The organism is Leifsonia sp. Root112D2 (assembly GCF_001424905.1).
Classification (GTDB): Bacteria; Actinomycetota; Actinomycetes; order Actinomycetales; family Microbacteriaceae; genus Root112D2.
The window spans coordinates 1,190,080-1,207,140 of record NZ_LMCU01000001.1 but is presented as its reverse complement, the minus strand read 5'-3'; the positions used below and the strand labels follow the sequence as shown (position 1 = coordinate 1,207,140).

Annotated in this window: 18 protein-coding genes; 5 read left to right on the top strand and 13 right to left on the bottom strand. The window is 65.4% G+C overall.

Annotation, left to right across the window (positions count from 1 at the left end; translation table 11 throughout):
* Positions 1–4: 4 nt before the first annotated feature.
* On the top strand, positions 5–673 hold the full coding sequence (locus tag ASC63_RS05540; protein ID WP_200936896.1) for a GTP pyrophosphokinase: 669 nt from the start codon (positions 5–7) through the stop codon (positions 671–673).
* Here the strand turns inward: ASC63_RS05540 and ASC63_RS05535 are convergent.
* The 6 genes from ASC63_RS05535 to ASC63_RS05510 form a co-directional block, all read right to left on the bottom strand.
* Positions 670–1,791: a Gfo/Idh/MocA family protein gene (locus ASC63_RS05535; RefSeq protein WP_235491885.1), complete on the bottom strand. Its 1,122-nt coding sequence runs from the start codon at positions 1,789–1,791 to the stop codon at positions 670–672. The two genes, ASC63_RS05540 and ASC63_RS05535, sit on opposite strands and share 4 nt — an antisense overlap.
* A gap of 2 nt (positions 1,792–1,793) precedes the next feature.
* The gene (locus ASC63_RS05530) at positions 1,794–2,747 is read right to left on the bottom strand and encodes a carbohydrate ABC transporter permease (RefSeq protein WP_082487259.1); all 954 of its coding nucleotides are present in this window, start codon (positions 2,745–2,747) and stop codon (positions 1,794–1,796) included.
* On the bottom strand, positions 2,747–3,706 hold the full coding sequence (locus ASC63_RS05525) for a carbohydrate ABC transporter permease (RefSeq protein ID WP_055810644.1): 960 nt from the start codon (positions 3,704–3,706) through the stop codon (positions 2,747–2,749). The genes ASC63_RS05530 and ASC63_RS05525 overlap by 1 nt, the downstream gene beginning before the upstream one ends.
* A gap of 132 nt (positions 3,707–3,838) precedes the next feature.
* On the bottom strand, positions 3,839–5,176 hold the full coding sequence (locus ASC63_RS05520) for an ABC transporter substrate-binding protein (RefSeq protein WP_055810643.1): 1,338 nt from the start codon (positions 5,174–5,176) through the stop codon (positions 3,839–3,841).
* Positions 5,177–5,425: 249 nt separating this feature from the next.
* On the bottom strand, positions 5,426–6,307 hold the full coding sequence (locus tag ASC63_RS05515; protein ID WP_055810640.1) for an amidohydrolase family protein: 882 nt from the start codon (positions 6,305–6,307) through the stop codon (positions 5,426–5,428).
* Complete coding sequence (locus ASC63_RS05510) at positions 6,304–6,645, bottom strand: L-rhamnose mutarotase (protein WP_055810637.1); 342 nt, start codon at positions 6,643–6,645, stop codon at positions 6,304–6,306. The genes ASC63_RS05515 and ASC63_RS05510 overlap by 4 nt, the downstream gene beginning before the upstream one ends.
* Before the next feature lie 76 nt (positions 6,646–6,721).
* On the opposite strand from ASC63_RS05510, the gene ASC63_RS05505 reads away from it, so the two are divergent.
* Complete coding sequence (locus ASC63_RS05505) at positions 6,722–7,492, top strand: FadR/GntR family transcriptional regulator (RefSeq protein ID WP_055810635.1); 771 nt, start codon at positions 6,722–6,724, stop codon at positions 7,490–7,492.
* Here ASC63_RS05505 and ASC63_RS05500 read toward each other — a convergent pair.
* From ASC63_RS05500 to ASC63_RS05475, 6 genes are all read right to left on the bottom strand, one after another.
* A complete protein-coding gene (locus ASC63_RS05500; protein ID WP_055810633.1) occupies positions 7,453–8,772 on the bottom strand; it encodes an L-fuconate dehydratase in 1,320 nt (439 codons plus the stop codon). The genes ASC63_RS05505 and ASC63_RS05500 overlap by 40 nt on opposite strands.
* Positions 8,769–9,764, bottom strand: a complete 996-nt coding sequence (locus ASC63_RS05495; RefSeq protein WP_055810631.1) for an aldo/keto reductase — start codon at positions 9,762–9,764, stop codon at positions 8,769–8,771. The genes ASC63_RS05500 and ASC63_RS05495 overlap by 4 nt, the downstream gene beginning before the upstream one ends.
* A gap of 231 nt (positions 9,765–9,995) precedes the next feature.
* On the bottom strand, positions 9,996–11,009 hold the full coding sequence (locus tag ASC63_RS05490; RefSeq protein WP_055810629.1) for a LacI family DNA-binding transcriptional regulator: 1,014 nt from the start codon (positions 11,007–11,009) through the stop codon (positions 9,996–9,998).
* Positions 11,010–11,054: 45 nt separating this feature from the next.
* Positions 11,055–11,516: a MaoC family dehydratase gene (locus ASC63_RS05485; protein WP_235491883.1), complete on the bottom strand. Its 462-nt coding sequence runs from the start codon at positions 11,514–11,516 to the stop codon at positions 11,055–11,057.
* Entirely contained in the window at positions 11,497–12,642 is a 1,146-nt protein-coding gene (locus ASC63_RS05480; protein ID WP_235491878.1) for an extracellular solute-binding protein, read from the bottom strand. The genes ASC63_RS05485 and ASC63_RS05480 overlap by 20 nt, the downstream gene beginning before the upstream one ends.
* A complete protein-coding gene (locus tag ASC63_RS05475) occupies positions 12,639–13,844 on the bottom strand; it encodes a CaiB/BaiF CoA transferase family protein (RefSeq protein WP_055810627.1) in 1,206 nt (401 codons plus the stop codon). Before ASC63_RS05475 ends, ASC63_RS05480 begins: the two co-directional genes overlap by 4 nt.
* A 172-nt stretch (positions 13,845–14,016) precedes the next feature.
* Between ASC63_RS05475 and ASC63_RS05470 the strand changes: the two genes are divergently transcribed.
* The 3 genes from ASC63_RS05470 (at position 14,017) to idi (ending at position 16,527) form a co-directional block, all read left to right on the top strand.
* On the top strand, positions 14,017–15,120 hold the full coding sequence (locus ASC63_RS05470) for a zinc-dependent alcohol dehydrogenase (RefSeq protein ID WP_235491872.1): 1,104 nt from the start codon (positions 14,017–14,019) through the stop codon (positions 15,118–15,120).
* A complete protein-coding gene (locus ASC63_RS05465) occupies positions 15,117–15,881 on the top strand; it encodes an SDR family oxidoreductase (RefSeq protein ID WP_055810626.1) in 765 nt (254 codons plus the stop codon). The genes ASC63_RS05470 and ASC63_RS05465 overlap by 4 nt, the downstream gene beginning before the upstream one ends.
* Before the next feature lie 121 nt (positions 15,882–16,002).
* Positions 16,003–16,527, top strand: coding sequence for an isopentenyl-diphosphate Delta-isomerase (gene idi, locus ASC63_RS05460; RefSeq protein ID WP_055810624.1), 525 nt, complete (start codon positions 16,003–16,005; stop codon positions 16,525–16,527).
* Here the strand turns inward: idi and ASC63_RS05455 are convergent.
* Positions 16,515–17,042 carry a hypothetical protein gene (locus tag ASC63_RS05455; protein ID WP_055810621.1) on the bottom strand — a complete coding sequence of 176 codons (528 nt, stop codon included), beginning with the start codon at positions 17,040–17,042 and terminating at the stop codon, positions 16,515–16,517. The two genes, idi and ASC63_RS05455, sit on opposite strands and share 13 nt — an antisense overlap.
* Positions 17,043–17,061 lie beyond the last annotated feature (19 nt).

Below are 17,061 nucleotides of genomic sequence, written 5' to 3'. Positions count from 1 at the left end.
CTTCATGATGCCGTACAAGTTCGGCATCGACGAGATCAACACCAAGATCTCGATCCTGCGCGAGGAGTTCAGCGAACTGCACGCCTACAACCCGATCGAGCACGTCTCGAGCCGGCTGAAGACGCCCGAAAGCATCGTGGAGAAAATCTCCCGCAAGGGCTGCGACCCCTCCTTCGACGCGATTCGCGAGACCATCACCGACATCGCCGGCGTGCGCGTCACGTGCAGCTTCGTCTCGGATGTCTACCGCGTGTTCGATCTGATCACCGCACAGACAGACATCCGGCTCGTGACGATGAAGGACTACATCTCGCAGCCGAAGCCGAACGGCTACAAGAGCCTGCACGCGATAGTCGAGGTTCCCGTCTTTCTCTCCGGCGGACCGACACCGGTTCTCGTCGAGGTGCAGATTCGCACCATCGCCATGGACTTCTGGGCGAGCCTGGAGCACAAGATCTACTACAAATACGACCGCGTGGTGCCGCAGGAGTTGCTCGACGGTCTCAAGGATGCCGCTGACACGGCGGCGCGCCTCGACACCACGATGGAGCGCCTGCACTCCGAGATTCGCGGTGCCAAGCCGGAAGCGCCTCGAAACCCGTCACCGCTCGTGCCCGACGACGAGTCGCTCGTGCAGCTGCACGAGGTGCGCCAGCGCTTCAACGAGGTCTAGCGTCGCGAGTTCGGGACGCGGCCGGGTGCACCATAGTCGGGCTGCACGCCGGTTCCCGCAGCAGATTGGTAGGCGGCCTCGATCACGGCCATCGTGTTGAGAACGTCATCGACGCTGGTCGGCAGGGTGTCCACAGAACCCTCGAGATACCGTTGTAGCGCGCCCATCGAGCCGATGAAGGCATCCGGAAACCAGGATCCTTCGAAGGGGATCGAGCGCCAGCCCGCCTCAGCTTCGTCGCGCAGTATGTACTCAAGCGCATCCGCCCCGCCCCTCGGGTAGTCGAGCAGAAGACCGAGTTGGGCCCGCACGGCGCCCTTCGTCCCCTCCCACTTCACGAAGCTCTCCTCGAACCTGGAGCCATAGTCGTGGTCGTGGTTCGTAGAGATCGCGACCCGAATCGGGCGATCGCCGTAGCGAAACATGATGGTCGAACGCGTGCTCGCCAGGTTCGGCTTCAGCGGATGCCCGACCGTCACCGCATCGACACCGCTCGGGTTGCCGAGAAAGGATCGCACGAGATCGAAGTAGTGCACGCTGTGCATCGTGAATTCGAGGCGCTCCATGCCGAAGACGAACGGGAACATCTCCCACGGCGTCTTCACAGAGACTCGGATCTCGAGGTCGTACAGCTCCCCGAGAGCGCCGGATGCGATCAGCGCCCGCGCACCGGCGATCTGTGGTGCGAACCGCAACTGGGTGTTCACCGCGGCGGTAAGCGACTTGCGATGGCAGATCTCGACAAGCGCCCTGGCTTCGTCGAGCGTGCTACCCAGGGGTTTCTGCAGCAGCACCGCGCTGCCGTCGGGAACCGCCCGGAGCGCCTCGGCGAATTGGTCGGGAACGAGCGCGATGTCGAAGACCGCATTATCGGGAGCCGCGGCGACGGCCTCGGGTATGGAGGAGAAGACATTCTTGACGCCATACTCATCGGCGAGCGCCTGCGCCCGCTCGACATCGCGGTCGCAGAGGGAGACAACGAGCAGACCGGCCTTTTTGTAGGCCGGCAGGTGCGCGTCCCTCACGATGCCGCCGGCGCCCAGAACAACAATGGGGCGCGGATGTCGTGGTAGCGCCAGTGTGTACGCCTGCGCAGGCGAGAACTCCGGAAGCGACACGATCAGCCCTTGACCGCCCCGAGAGTCTGACCGCGAATGAGGAACCGCTGCGCGATGATGAAGACGATCAGCAGGGGAACGGTGCTGAGCGCCGTCGCCATCGCCAGTTCCGGCATGTAGAGCTTCACCGACAGGCCGGCCGCCGTCGTCGGGTTGAACAGCGGACTCGAGCTGATCAGGCTCTGGATGCCGACCGAGATCGTCTGCGTTCCGAAGCTCGAGGTGAGCAGTGCAAGCGGAAGGAAGAAGTTGGTCCAGTTCGCAACAAAGGAGAAGAAGGCAACAAGGGCTATCGCCTGCTTGGAGATCGGCATGGCGATGCGGGCGAAGATCGCGATCTCGCCCAAGCCGTCAATGCGTGCAGCCTCGACCAACTCATAGGGCATGGCCGTGCGGAAGTGGATGTAGGAGAGGTACACGCCGAACGGGAAGAAGCCCATGATGACCGCAACCGGCCACAGCTGCCCAACCGCGTTGACGGCATTCACCTCAAGGAACAGCGGGATCACCAGCACCGTGTTCGGCATCACCATGGCAAGAAGGGTGATGATCAGAATGAGCTTCTTGCCACGGAACCGTAAGCGCGCGAGCGCGTAGCCGGTGGGTAATGCCGCGAGCAGGGCCAGCACGCCGCCGACCACGGCGACGAATACGGTGTTGCCGATCCACGTGAGGTAGACGTGAGGCGTATCGGCACCGCCGTAGGAGATGATCTGCTGCCAGCTGTGCTGGATGCCCTCGAACGAGATTCCGCCGAGGCCGAGGAATCCGCCGGTGCCGGCGGCGACCCCAGCATCGCCGCGGAGGGCGACGGCGAAGAACCCCACCAGCGGGTACAGGAAGACGAGCGCGATGAACGTCATGAAGGAGACACGGGCAATGCGGCCGGCATCCCAGCGGGGCTTGAGACCACCCGAGACCGAACGCCCCCGGTTTCTCGACGTCACAGTAGTCATCAGTTCTCCTCAGAGCTGAACAGGCCGGTGCGAAAGACCACGATGAGGCCGATCACCAGCGTGATAATCACGATGATCACACTCATCGCCGCCGCCGCCGGGAAGTCGTTTCCGACGAAGGCGAACCAGTAGCCGAGTTGGGTCGGTGAATATTCGGAAGGCAGGGACCCGGCCGCAACCTGATTGAGCAGATACGGCTCCAGGAACAGCTGGAAGCCGTAGGCGAGGTTGAGCAGAGCCGCGTAACCGATCCACTGCTTGATCATCGGCAGCTTCACCCGCCAAGCGAGTTGCCAGGCGTTCGCGCCATCCAGGCTCGCGGCCTCGAGCACGTCATCCGGCAGGCTGTTCAGGCCACCGTTGACGGTGATGATCCATTGGCCCAGGCCCTGCAGAAGCAGCATCGCGGCGAGAATCACCGGAAGATTGCCGTGCGTGGCAAGCACCTGTTTGATGGTCGAGAAGCCCATGCCCTGAAGGAAGCCCGAGATCGGGGACTGCGAGGGGTTCAACAGGTACACCCAGAGCATCAGGTTCGCCACGCCACCCAGGGCGCCCGGGATGTAGTAGATGAAGCGCATGATGCTTCCGAATCGCCCCGGGCTCGCATGCACCAGGAGCGCAAGGCCCACGATCGCGACGATCATGATCGGCATCCAGATGATCAGTACAGAGAAGATGTTGCCGAACGACTGCAGGAAGCGAAAGTCGCTGATGGCCTTGACATAGGCCTGCAGACCGCCGAAGCCGGTCTTGTTCGGCTCGAGCAGAGTCGGGCTCTGCTGGAAACTGATGTAGAGGGCGTAGGCGATCGGAATGATGCCGCCGATCAGCAGAAGCCCGAGGTAGGGCAGCATGAGCGTCCAGGCGCCCGCCGCCTCTTTCACGCGTGTCGCGTTGTGTCTGGCGCCGGGCGCCCGCCGCACGGTGCCAGGCGTGGCGGTTGCAGTGACGGTCATGTCGAACTTTCTTGTCGAGCCGGCTTGCTGGCCGCGAGACGGTGTCGGGAACGGTGACGCGATGGCTTCGCCCCGGTGCGAGGCCGCCCCTGAAAAGGAACGGCCTCGCACCCGAACGGGCTTAGTGCCCGGCTACTTCGAGGTGACCACGGTGTATCCGACGGCCTTGGCCTTGGCGACCAGGTCGGTGCCGAAGTCTGCCCACGCCTTCTCGAATGTCGAGCCGGCCGCGAGATCCTTCGCCACGGTGGAGGTCCATTCTCCACCGGTGTCGTACAGCAGGTAGGCGTAATCGGTCGGAACCGTGTCGATGGCGGGAACGAAGGTTGCCAGCGTGGCCGCCGTGTCAGCGTAGAAGTCATCAGAGGCCTGCTTGTCGAGCCAGGGCTGCTGCTGCGAGGTGATGGCCGGGAGCCCGGTTGAGAGCTCAACCTGCCATGCCGGGTCGCTCGCGACGAACTTCATGAAGATCTTGGTGTTCGCCAACTCCTTGCCCTTGATGTGCGAAGACATTCCCCAGAGTCCGCCGCCCTCATCACCCATCATCGGCTTGGTCTCTCCGGGCCAGGTGAGGCCGGTTGTGGCCTGCATCGTGCCCTTCGGCAGCTTCCAGGTCTGTTGGAACAGATAGTCTCCCCACCACACAGCTCCGGGGCTCATCACGAGTTTCTGCCCGACCTTCGCCGCGTCGGCGTCAAAGATGCCGGCGGTCGAGAGGGCCTTGGCCGCTGTCAGGTTGGTCAGCAGGCTCGACGCGCGAGTGCACTTCGGATCCTTCAGGTTGATCATCACCGTCGTCGGGTTGACCGAGACGTTCGTCGGGCAGTCGGATGCCCACAGGTAGCGGTTTGGCGCGTATGCGTCACCCGTGAATCCACTGATGTAACCGGGGTGATCCTTGGCGATCTTCACCGCGAGGCTCTCGTACTCTGCCCACGTGGTCGGCACGGTGTAGCCCCACTGCTTGAGCAGCGTGGCGTTGTACCAAAAGACGTCGGGCGCAGCGTCGTTGCGCAGGCAACGGTAGGCGCCATCAATGAAGCACGAGGCAAGCGATGTCTTGGTGTAACCGGCAACGAGGTCCGGTGTCTCCTTGCTCATGTTCGCCGTGTAGCCGGTTTTGGCGGCCCAGGCGACGTCGTCGTTCGACGGGAAGAAGATGGCGTCAGGCCAGCCCTTCTTGGCGGCATCGAACTGTGCGAAGTGCTGCTGAGTCGTGGTCGCACCGACCGTGCTGTCGATCTGCACGATGTTGATCGGAATTTCGGGGTGAGCCTTCTTGAAGGCATCGGCAGCGGGAACACGTGGCGCGTCGACCCACACGGTGATCTTGCCCCCCGAGTCGGTCTGGGCGGAAGTGGCCTTGGTCGAGCCCCCGCCTCCGCCACTTGAACAGCCGGTCATGGCAATGGCCGTGAGAGCCACGGCCGCCATGGCTGTCGTCACCGACAACATCTTTCTTGTCTTCATTGACACTCCTTGTGATCGTCGGGCGCAAGGAACACGCCGTCATATATCTGCCGCTTGGTGAATGTGGCACGAGGACTCCTGCTCAAACGTTATTCCTCTGGCAGAAATTAGGCAAACGTTTGAGCATTCTTCGGTGAAATCACGTGCCGCTGCCACCGATAATACTATAGATCAGATGAATTGCGCCCAAATTAGAGAAAAGCTGGGCTTCAGCTCGATTTTCGCGGAATATCACGCTCAGAGATTAGATTATTCAGCGTCTGGCGCCGCTGTCGCGCCGAGTCGATCGGCGGAGATGCCATAGAAGCGCTCGGCCGTGCCGCCGAGCACCGCCTGCCGGTCATGCACATCAAGCTCACTGAAGAGCACAGACAGCCCGTCCCAGACCCGGTCGTACCCGCCCGAGAGCACGGAGATCGGCCAGTCGCCGCCATACATCAGCCGATCCGCCCCGAACACCTCGAGCGCGCGGTCAAAGAAGGGGCGCACCGCATCCGGGGTCCACGACGAGCTCAGTGCCGTCGCCGAATACAGGCCCGAGAGCTTCGCGTGCACGAGCGGCGCCTCCGCAGCGCGCGCGATGAGCTGCCACCACGGCTCGCGTTCCGGCAACCCGATGGGCGGCTTCGAGAGGTGATCAATCACGATCTTCAAACGCGGATGCCGCTTCACGAGTATCGGCACCAGCTCCAGGTGCCTCGGCAGTACGGAGACCAGGTCGAAGGTGACGCCGGCGTCTTCCAGAACGCCCAGTCCTTCGTCGACCTCAGGCCGCAAGAGCCAGTCAGGGTCGGGAATGTCGTGGATCAGATTGCGCACCCCGACGACCAGCGGGTTGCGCCTCAGCTGGGCCAGGCGCCCTGCGGCCTCTTCGGGCCGGTCGAGCGGCACGTATACGACTATCGCCGCGATCTCCGGATGCGCAGCCGCCGTCTCCAGCATCAGTTCGGTGTCTTCGTCGTTGTCTGCCGACTGCACCAGAACGGTGGCCTGCACGCCCGCGCGCCGAAGCGAGGGAAGCAACTCGTCGAAGCCGATGGTTCGGTTGATCGGCGCGAGCTCGTCGGTCAACCAGTCGTATCGCGCCCGCGTCGGATCCCAGACGTGCTGGTGTGCGTCGATGATCGTCATGCGCCTGTCCCACCTTGCGCCGGCGTCTCGGGCAGCTGCCAGACGAGCCCGATACCGTGATCGTCGCCCGAGTAGTCATCCGCTATCTCCAGCAGTTCGCCCATGCGCGCCTGCCACGGGACATTCGCCGGGTGCTCCTGCAGGAACAGCCGCATGGCCGTGTAGTCCTCGCACTCCACCAGGTGGAACAGCTCCTGACCCGATCGCCAGATGCGCCAGTTGTGCACTCCGGCCGCGCGCAGTGCCGTGTCGAGCTCAGGCGGCACCACCGCATGAATGCGCTCGTAATCGGCCTCGCGCCCCAGCGCGAGCCTGGTGTGCAGTGCAACGGTTTCCATGGGGTCGGCTCCTGTCTTGTGGTGGATGCGTGCGCGGCGAAATACGCGGTCGCACGCCGGGCAATAGAATGGTCTGATGAATAGTCACGCAGACAACGGGGTCAGCGCAAGCCCGACCGGTGACGGTCGCTCGCAGACCGACGTGGTTGTCGATGAGATCAAACGCATGATCACCAGCGGCTCCCTGACGGCGGGAGCCCGGCTGCCCATCGAGAAAGATCTGGCCATCAGCCTGGGTGTCTCGCGCGGCTCGCTGCGCGAGGGCGTGCGTGCGCTCTGCATCATGGGGGTGCTCGAGACCCGACAAGGCGACGGCACCTACGTGACCTCGCTGGAACCGAGCCTGCTGCTCGCGCCCATGAGCTTCATGGTCGATCTGCACTCGCCCGACAACGGTTCGCATCTGCAATCGGTGCGACGGGTACTCGAGACGGAAGCGGCGGGGCTCGCGGCCCGGCACATCGGCGCGGATGCCATTGCCGAGGCCGACGCCGTGCTTACCTCGATCGAGCCGATGGTGTTCCAGAGCGACGGTCTCGACCACGACGCCATCATGGAGGCCGACATCGCCTTTCACCGCATCGTGGCGCGGGCGTCCGAGAACCCCGCTCTCGAGGCCCTCATCGAGGCCCTCGCCAGCCGCACGATTCGCACCCGCATGTGGCGTGCCATCAGCGAGGAGGGCGCCGTGCGCGCCACCCACGCCGAGCACCGCGCGATTCAGCACGCCCTCGCGACGCACGATCCGGATGCCGCCCGCCTGCGAATGGGAACCCATCTGCTCGCGGTCGAGGAATTCAGCCACGATCACGCAGACGAGGCGACCGCCGCAACCGAGGCCCAGTAGCTACCGTTCGGAAATGCGTACTCGGCGAGAGACGCCTCGTACATCTGGGCGCTGTAGCCCGGCTGTGTCGGCAGCACATAGGCCCCGTCACGCACGATGCACGGGTCGACAAAGTGCTCGTGCAGGTGATCGACGAACTCAGTGACCCTGTTCTCGAGCGTGCCGGAGATGGCCACGTAGTCGAAGATCGACAGGTGCTGCACCAGCTCGCAGAGCCCGACGCCGCCCGCGTGCGGGCATACAGGAACACCGAACTTCTTCGCCATCAGGTACACGGCGAGAATCTCGTTGATGCTCGCCAGCCGGGCCGAATCGAGCTGGCAGAAGTCCAGCGCCCCGGCCTGGAACATCTGCTTGAAGAGCACCCGGTTCATGCCGTGCTCACCGCTGGCGACCCCGATGGGTGCCACGGCCTTGCGCACGGCGGCGTGACCGAGCACATCATCCGGACTTGTCGGCTCCTCGATCCACAGCGGCTTGAACTCGGCCAGCGCACCGACCCACTCGATGGCCTCAGGAACATCCCATACCTGATTGGCGTCGATCATCAGATCGGCGTCCCAGCCGATCACCTCGCGTGCGATACGCAGGCGGCGAATGTCGTCCTCACGATTGGCTCCCACCTTGAGCTTCACATGGCGGTAGCCCTCATTGACAGCCTCGATGAGCAGCCGGCGCAGCTTCTCGTCGGAGTAGCCGAGCCATCCGGCGCTGGTCGTATAGCAGGGGTAGCCGGATGCCTCGAGCTCCGCAATGCGCGTCTCGCGCGTCGGCTGCAGCTCGGCCAGCATCGCTATCGCCTCCTCGCGCGTGATCGCATCGCTCAGGTACTGCAGATCGGCGACATCGACGAGCTGCTCGGGGGTCATCTCAGACAGCAGGCGCCACAGCGGCTTGCCCGCCTTGCGCGCGGCCATGTCCCAGACGGCGTTCATCACGGCGGCCATGGCCAGGTGCTCGACGCCCTTCTCCGGGCCGAGCCAACGCAACTGCGAATCGGACTTGAGGTCGCGATACGTGCCCCCGAGGTCGGCGATGATCTCCTCGACATTCCTGCCGATCAGCGGTTTGGCCCGCTGCTCGGCGGCCAGAACGCAGATGTCGTTGCCGCGCCCGATGGTGAAGGTGAAGCCGTAGCCGCGCACGGCCGGGTCGTCCGTGTGCAGAATCACGTAGGCGGCAGAGTAGTCGCCGTCTTTGTTCATGGCATCGGAGCCATCCGCGCTGAGCGAGGTGGGAAAGCGCACGTCGACGACGTCGACGGAGGTGATGGTTGTCACAGGTTTCTCCTGAGTTCAGCGGTGAGTGGTGAGACAAGGCCCTCGTCTTCGAGGTCCCTCCAGAGCGCCGCCGGAACGGGCGTCTCGAATCGTTCGAGGTTGCTGCGCACCTGCGCGCCGGTGCGTGCGCCGACGACCACGGATGCCACGGCCGGGTGCCGCGAAACGAACGCGAGTGCCGCGGTCGGCAGGTCGACCCCGTGCCGTTCGCAGGCATCCGCAATGGCGTTCGCCCGTCGAATCAGCTCGGCAGGAGCCGGCTCATAGTCGAACTTGGCGTCGGCAGCGGGACGAGGCGAGGAGAGCAGACCCGAGTTGTACACGCCCGCTACCACAATGCCCACGTTGCCCTTCTCGGCCAGGGGAAGCAGCTCGTCGAGGGCACCCTGCTCGAGCAGGGTGAAGCGCCCCGCGAGCATGATCAGGTCGATGTCGGTCTCGCGTACAAACCGGGCCGGCAACTCCCACTGGTTCATGCCCGCGCCGACCGCGCCAATCACGCCCTGCTCACGCAGCTCGATGAGCGCCGGAATGGCCTCGCGTATGGCCTGGTCGCCGAAGTCGTCGGGGTCGTGCAGATACGCGATGTCTATGCGATCGAGGCCGAGTCGCTCAAGGCTCTCGTCGATCGAGCGACGCACGCCGTCGGCGCTGAAATCCCAACGGCGAATCTGCGTGGCCGGCACGTCGAACCCCTGGTCGTCACGCTGGTCTTCACCACCGGGGTTCGGTACGAGCAGGCGGCCCACCTTCGTGGAGAGCACGAACTCATCGCGGGGCTTCTGGCGCAGCAGCGCGCCGAGACGGCGCTCGGAGAGGCCGAGACCATAATGCGGCGCGGTGTCGAAATACCGGATGCCACCGGCCCAGGCGGCATCGACCGCTCCGGCCGCCTCCTGCTCGGTGGTTTCGCGATACAGGTTGCCGAATTGGGCGGCGCCGAGACCGAGCGCACTCAGCTCAAGTCCCCCTCGTAGCGTATTTGTGCGCATGCACCACCCCTCTCGTTCTTCGCACTTGAGTATATACATATGATCTATTCGGCACAGAATCGATCATCTATCGGGTTTATTCCCGTCGAATCCGATATTTGACGCAAATTGATCATGTGTATTTGCGCGCGCGGTCACCACGTGACACTTCCGCATCACGGCCGCCTCACGGCCGCATCATGGCCGTCACGGCGGTGAGCCGCGCGACAGAGCGAAGACACGGCGGCTGCCTTATCGGTCGATGACAGCCGTCGACTCGCGCAGAATGAGCTCGGGCGCGGGATCATCGACGACGACATCGTCGACCTCCCCACCTTTCAGGCGCAGATACAGCGACTCAACGGCTCGCTCGCCCAACTCCCGCAGCGGCATCTTCACCGTCGTCAGCGGCGGCCACGTGTTTTCGGCCGTCCAGGCATCGTGCAGGGCCACCACGGAGAGATCGTCGGGAATGCGCACGTGCAGCGCGCGCGCCTCGGCGAGCGCGCCTATCGCCGCGTTCACATTCGCCACGAACAGGGCTGTGGGCGGCTCCGGCAGCGCCATCAGTTCGCGCAAGGCACGCCGACCGTCGGCGGGCAGGTAGCCGAACGACGTGACGTATTCCTCGACAACCGGCAGACCGGCGTCCGCCATCGCCGCCCGAAAGCCGCGTTCGCGTCGCTGTGCCGTGAACGTGGTAGCGGTTCCCCCGGCCAGGGCGATGCGAGTGTGGCCGCGCTCGATGAGGTGCCGGGTGGCCACGCGCGCGCCGGCATCGTCATCAAGGGCCACCGCTCCAACGTGCCCAGGCTCGATGGAATTGATGAAGACCACCGGGGCCTTCGCGTTCAGCACCGACTCGATGCCCTCGCGGTCGGCATCCGTGCCCAGCTGCACCAGCATGCCGTCGACGCGCCCCTCGCCGATCAGCCGACCGATCGTGTCACCACCGGGCTGGATGTCTTCGGCGCGCCCAAGTAGCACCATGTAGTCCCGGCCGAACGCGCCCTGCTGAACCCCCTGCATGAGTTCGGTGAACACGGCATTCGTGAGGTCGGGCACGATGAGCGCTATGACGTTGGAGCGGGCGAGCTTGAGCGCCCGTGCGGCAAAGTTCGGGCGATAGTCGAGCTGCAGGGCGGCGGCGTGAATGCGCGCGCGCGTCTCGGGGCGCACCCGCGTGGCTGGCGAATCGCTCAGCACTCGCGACACCGCCGAGATGGAGACGCCGGCCAAGGCCGCGACATCGCTCAGGGTGGCCATAGCCACAGTGTATTCGTCAGCGTTCGGCTGTCACGGCACTCCTCGTCAGAGCGCCGCCCGCTTGTTGACGAGATACACGTGGGTGAGCACAAGCACCGTCTCGTGGCGCTGATTCGTCACGGTGACCCGTTCGTGAACGTAGCCGAAGGCATCCGGTCGCTTCGCGTGGTCTGCCTTCTCGGTGATCTCGGCCGTCACTGTGATGGTGTCGCCGATGAAGACGGGCTTGATGAAGCGCACGCGATCGTAGCCGTAGCTCATGGAGCACGGGTTGATGTCGCCCGCGGTCATGCCCACAGCCACCGACATGATGAGAGTGCCGTGCGCGATGCGGGCACCGATGGGCTGGGTTGCCGCCCACTCGGCATCCATGTGGTGCGGAAAGAAGTCGCCCGTCTGGCCGGCGTGCATGACCACGTCGGTCTCGGTGATGGTGCGCCCCGTCGACAGGCGGCTCTCTCCCACCTCGTAGTCTTCGAACCAGCGTTCAGTGGTCTGCATGGTCATTGCCCGTCAGTAGTTCGGCCGCCGCATCGTTCATGCGTCGTACCAGCTCGCTATCGGTGAGTTCGCCCCGCAGCGCGGCGGTCACCCACGGCGAGACGCGATCCTGAAACTCGATGTAGCCGATGAATCGCGGTCGCAGGTATGCCCCCTCGAGCGTGGCGCGCGTGCCGCTGAAGAAGTCGAGAGTCTCGTGGTTGAGGCGCGCGTCGGTCCACGCCGCGGCATTGCCCGGCTGCCCGCCGGCGTCGAAATACACGCCACGCTGGGTCTCGCCCGAGGCAACCCACAGCGCGAACGCGCGTGCGGCGTGCAGATCGGATGCCGTCGCCGACACCGCGATCCCCGCGCCTCCCAGAAGCGAGCCGGCCACACCCATCGGCCCACTGGGAATGTCGGTGTATTTCAGGCGGCCGGGCCTGAAGCCCGCCCGCGAGTAGTTGGTGTAGCCGAAGGCCAGGGGAGCGTAGACCCAGCGGTCGCCGCCGGCGAGCTGTTCGGCGATCTCGATGGGGTTCTGCAGCAGGTTGTCGGCGGGCACGTGCGCGGCAAGCTCATGCATGCGGTCGAGCACGGGCACCGCGTCGGCCTCGACCAGAAAGCTGCCGGGCTCGGCGGCGGGCGGATGCCCGTTGTTGGCAGCCATCGTGACCAGGCTCGAGAACGCGTCGATGGGCTTGGCCGGCCAGAGCACGCGACCCTCCCTCGCCAACGCGAGAACCGCATCCCAGTCGCGCGGTGGCTCGGCTATGAGGTCGGGCCGGTACACGGCGACCTGCGCAGCGGCGTCGCTCGCCAGAGCGTACTGGTGGCCGTTGTGCGCATAGCTTTCGTGCGACCGCCCCAGCGACTGCGCGGCGAGCTGCGCCAGCTCGTCGTCGAAGCCGGCCCCGTCGAGCGGGGCGAGCGCCCCGAGCTGTGCGGCCAACGGAATGTGCGGGTGGTCGAGCACGAGCAGATCGTAATCGGCCGCGAGGGTCTCGATCGGCGCATCCGCGAACTGCTGCAGCGAACGGAACTCCCAGCGAATCTCGACGTCGGCGACGTGGCGGGCGTACTCGGCCGAGGAGGCAACCATGCAGTCATAGCCGCGGGAGTGCTCCCAGGTGATGCCGCGCAGAATCGTCACGATCGCACCTCGCCGGTACCGCCATCGAGGCCGAATTCGGCGAAGACCGTGGCATTGTGCTGGCCAAGCTTCGGAGCCGGCCTCACGCTCGTGAGCGTGTGACCGTCGATGCGAATGGGGCTGCGCGTGGTGGTCAGGCTGAGCTCGTCGCCGTTCACGGTGTGTGGCGCGTCGCGCACAATCTGTTGGGTCATGCCTATCGCACGGAATCCCTCGTGCTCGACGAGCTCTTCCAGGGTGAGAACCGGGGCGCACCAGACATCCGCCGCGTCGAGAATGCCGAGCCAGTGCTCGGTGGTCTCGAGCAGGAACCGCGCCGCAAGCAGCGCCTCGATCTGCTCCTGACGCTGCCACCAGACATCCGGATCGGTGAATTCGACGAGGGCGGGAAGGTCGAGGAGCTCGCCGATGACCGGGATGGGGTTCATGGCGAGCGCGATGTATCCGTCGGCGGTCGGATATGTGCCGTACGGCGCCGAGAGAAACGCGTGAGCCGAGTGCGAGCCGCCCCGCTGCACCGTGACGGTGGAGTCGTTGAGGTGGGTGCTCAGCAGCTCGAACTGCAGGTCGAGCATGGCCTCGAGCAGGCTGGTCTGCGCGTGCCCGCCCAGACCTGTGCGCTCGCGCCGCAGCAGCAGTGCCGTCACGCCCTGCGCGATGTGACAGCTCGCCAAATGGTCGGCTATCGACAGGCCAACGGGTATCGGGCCGTCGTCATGTGAGCCGCTGAGCCAGGGGATGCCCGAGATGGACTGGGCGAGCAGGTCTTGCCCGGGCCTGTCCTTCCACGGCCCCGTATCGCCGTAACCGCTGGCGCTGCCGTAGATGATGCGCGGATTGATGGCCTTCACGGACTCGTAATCGAGGCCGATGCGCTCCATGACCCCGGGGCGGAAGTTCTGGATGATGACATCGGCCTGCGCAACGAGACTGACGACCCGTTCGAGGTCGGCGGAGTTCTTGAGATCGGCGGTGATGCCCTCTTTGTTGCGGTTCATGGCGTGGAACGAGATGGTGTCGCCGTCGGCACTGCGCCCGGCGAAGGCCAGGGTGCGCCCGATGTCGCCGCCCTGCGGTCGCTCGATCTTGATGACCCGCGCACCGAGGTCGGCCAGCCGCATGGCAGCGACGGGTCCGGCCAGAAACTGGCTGAAGTCGAGAACGAGAATGCCCTCGAGAGGTCTAATCAACTCTTCGGTCATTGCCCGTCCCGTCTGGTGCGCTGAGGAATCGACTGCGACGTTCCTGCTCTGAGGAATTGCCCGGATATCATTGCGCAATCGTTTGATCACATGGTACTCGTGCCGAGACGCATCCGACAAGGCGCACCGTGGCATCCGGCTTAATCATCTGATGTATTCGCAGAATCGCGCTATGCTGGCATCGCACGCCATCGTCGGTAGAGCATGTGACCGGCTCGTGCGAACCCTCGAGAACAAAGGAGTATTCGTGCTGACCGCGAACTATGTCGGAGACCGCACCATTGATATCCGCGAAGCGAGCCCCGTGCCGCCCGCAGCCGGGCAGGTGCAGATCGAGGTGGCGTACACCGGCATCTGCGGCACCGACCTGCACGTCTTTCACGGCTCCATGGATGCCCGCGTCACCCAGCCCGCGATCATCGGTCACGAGATGTCCGGCCGCATCGCAGCGCTCGGCGAGGGCGTGACCGGCTGGTCGATCGGTGACCCGGTCACCGTGATGCCGCTGGACTGGGACGGCACCTGCCCGGCCTGTCTCGCGGGCAATCAGCACATCTGCCAGAACCTCAACTTCATCGGCATCGACTCCCCCGGCGCGCTGCAGGGCAGCTGGAATGTCTCCGCCTCCGTTCTCGTCGCTCTGCCGGAGACGCTGCGCCTCGACCACGCCGCGCTCGTGGAGCCCGTTGCCGTCTCGGTGCACGATGTGCGCCGCTCGGGGCTGGTGCCCGGCGAGAAGGCCGTGGTCATCGGCGGCGGACCCATCGGCGTGCTGATCGCCACCACCGCGCGCGAGTTCGGCGGCGAGGTCGTGGTGATCGAGCTCGACCCCACCCGGCGGCAGGCGGTCGCCGACCTCGGTTTCCAGGTGCTCGACCCCACCGCGACCGATCAGGTCGAGTGGGTCACGCAGTGGACCGGCGGCGCGGGGGCCGACGTGGTGTTCGAGGTCTCGGGAGCGGCATCCGCTGTTCTGGGGGCCACTGATCTGGCCAAGGTGCGAGGGCGCCTGGTTGTCGTGGCGATTCATCCGCAGCCCCGACCCATCAACCTGCAGCGCCTGTTCTGGCGCGAACTCACCATCATCGGCGCGCGGGTCTACGAACGGCCCGACTTCGAGAAGGCCGTCGAACTGCTCGACGCCGGGGTCATTCCCGCCGATCTGCTCATCACCCGCATCGAGCCGATTTCGGCCACGGCGGATGCCTTCGCCGCGCTCGAGGCCGGTCAGGCCATGAAGATCCTCATCGACTGCCAGGCGGGAGCCCAGGCATGAGCAGCCCGTTCGATCTCACCGGCACCCTCGCCGTCGTCAGCGGAGCCAAGCGCGGCATCGGATTCGCGATGGCAGAGGCGCTGGCCGCGGCCGGGGCCGACATCATCGGCGTGAGCGCGACGCTCGAGCCACACGGCAGCGCCATCGAGAAGCGCGTCACCGAGCTCGGCCCCAGCTTCACCGGCTTTGCCGTCGACTACGCCGACCGCGCCGCGGTTCTCGCCTTCGCTGACGAACTGGATGCGCTGGACCGGCCCATCGACATACTGGTCAACAACGCGGGCACCATCGAACGCGCTCCGGCCGCGGAGCATCCGCTGGAGCTGTTCGATCGGGTGCTCGAGATCAACCTGTCCAGCCAGTTCGCTCTCACGCAACGGGTCGCGCGCGGCATGCTTGAACGAGGGCGCGGCAAGATCATCTTCACGGCGTCGCTGCTCTCGTTCCAGGGCGGTATCAACGTGCCCGGTTACACGGCGGCCAAGTCGGGTATCGCCGGTCTCACCAAGGCGCTCGCCAACGAGTGGACCTCTCGCGGCGTGACGGTGAACGCCATCGCGCCCGGGTATATCGCCACCGACAACACGCAGGCGCTGCAGGACGACCCGGATCGTTCGCGGGCGCTCCTGGAGCGCATCCCGGCCGGCCGCTGGGGTCAGGCATCCGATCTCGGCGGCGCAACGGTGTTTCTGGCCAGCCCGGCGGCCGACTACGTCTCGGGCATCACCCTGCCGGTCGACGGAGGCTGGCTGGGCCGCTGAGCCTGCCCCACTCGTTGCCCCGGCTCCCGCAGCTCCATCCTCCCGAGTTCGGAATTTCTGCGGGTGCGGGACGAAATCACACAAATTCCGAACTCGGCGCGTGCTCAGCGAGAATGGGAGCATGACGGATGCTGGCGAACGGGTCGTGCTGCTCGACGAGAGCGGCGCGGCCATCGGCGAGGCCGACAAGGCGAGCGTTCACGGCGTCGACACCCCGCTGCACCTCGCGTTCTCGTGCCATGTGTACGACGGCGAGGGCCGCATTCTCGTCACCCGGCGGGCGCTCGGCAAACGCACCTGGCCGGGAGTGTGGACGAACTCCTTCTGCGGGCATCCGGCTCCCGGCGAGGCGATGACGGATGCCGTGACCCGGCGGGCGCAGCACGAGCTCGGCATCACGCTGTCGAATCTGCAGCTCGTGTTGCCGAGCTTCCGTTACCGCGCGGTGGACGCATCCGGCGTGGTGGAGAACGAGGTGTGCCCCGTATTCACCGCGACGACGACGGATGCCGTGACCCCCGCCGCCACCGAGGTGGCCGAGTGGCAGTGGGTGCAGCCGACCGCGCTGCTGGCTGCGGTGGACGCGGCGCCGTGGGCGTTCAGCCCGTGGATCACGCTGCAGCTGCCGCTGCTCTACGCCGACTGATTCAGGCGCACCGCGTCCATGTGCTGCTGCAGCCACCAGGTGGCGCCGTCGTCGTTCGAGACCCAGCCGTCCCAGCTGAAGGAGTCGTCGGTGATGTCGCTGAAGTTCCAGCGAATCGGCCTGCCGTCGGTCTGCGTGCCGTCCTGCCGAATGCCGCCGCCGTGGCCGGTCGCCATGAGCGAGCAATACTCGCCGTCGGTCACCCCGAACCAGCTGACGCGCCACACGCCGAGGGTGGGGTCGTAGATACGCACGGTGGTTCCCTGCGTCTCAAGAGACGCGGGATCCCCAGCCACCTGTGCCGAGAGCACGTCTTGCACGCCACGACCGTCGAGAATATAGCCGAACGTCCAGATGCGCGCCGATTCACCCCACTCGCCACTGTGCTCGTCGAGAAGCCGACTGGTGACCGACCAGCTGCCGACCAGGCGACCGAAGCGACGCATCCGCTCGGCGTAGCGTTGCGTCGGTCCCGGCGAGACGAGCGCGCGCGCAAACTCTGATTCCTCATTCATGTCTGCTCCCGTCTCTCGT

Coding starts and splice junctions, on each gene's coding strand:
- ASC63_RS05465 (WP_055810626.1), top strand. CDS start 15,117: ATGAGCAGCCCGTTCGATCTCACCGGCACCCTCGCCGTCGTCAGCGGA.
- idi (WP_055810624.1), top strand. CDS start 16,003: ATGACGGATGCTGGCGAACGGGTCGTGCTGCTCGACGAGAGCGGCGCG.
- ASC63_RS05495 (WP_055810631.1), bottom strand. CDS start 9,764: ATGCGCACAAATACGCTACGAGGGGGACTTGAGCTGAGTGCGCTCGGT.
- ASC63_RS05525 (WP_055810644.1), bottom strand. CDS start 3,706: ATGACCGTCACTGCAACCGCCACGCCTGGCACCGTGCGGCGGGCGCCC.
- ASC63_RS05505 (WP_055810635.1), top strand. CDS start 6,722: ATGAATAGTCACGCAGACAACGGGGTCAGCGCAAGCCCGACCGGTGAC.
- ASC63_RS05530 (WP_082487259.1), bottom strand. CDS start 2,747: ATGACTACTGTGACGTCGAGAAACCGGGGGCGTTCGGTCTCGGGTGGT.
- ASC63_RS05490 (WP_055810629.1), bottom strand. CDS start 11,009: ATGGCCACCCTGAGCGATGTCGCGGCCTTGGCCGGCGTCTCCATCTCG.
- ASC63_RS05475 (WP_055810627.1), bottom strand. CDS start 13,844: ATGACCGAAGAGTTGATTAGACCTCTCGAGGGCATTCTCGTTCTCGAC.
- ASC63_RS05470 (WP_235491872.1), top strand. CDS start 14,017: ATGCTGGCATCGCACGCCATCGTCGGTAGAGCATGTGACCGGCTCGTG.
- ASC63_RS05520 (WP_055810643.1), bottom strand. CDS start 5,176: ATGAAGACAAGAAAGATGTTGTCGGTGACGACAGCCATGGCGGCCGTG.
- ASC63_RS05540 (WP_200936896.1), top strand. CDS start 5: ATGATGCCGTACAAGTTCGGCATCGACGAGATCAACACCAAGATCTCG.
- ASC63_RS05515 (WP_055810640.1), bottom strand. CDS start 6,307: ATGACGATCATCGACGCACACCAGCACGTCTGGGATCCGACGCGGGCG.
- ASC63_RS05485 (WP_235491883.1), bottom strand. CDS start 11,516: ATGACCATGCAGACCACTGAACGCTGGTTCGAAGACTACGAGGTGGGA.
- ASC63_RS05455 (WP_055810621.1), bottom strand. CDS start 17,042: ATGAATGAGGAATCAGAGTTTGCGCGCGCGCTCGTCTCGCCGGGACCG.
- ASC63_RS05510 (WP_055810637.1), bottom strand. CDS start 6,645: ATGGAAACCGTTGCACTGCACACCAGGCTCGCGCTGGGGCGCGAGGCC.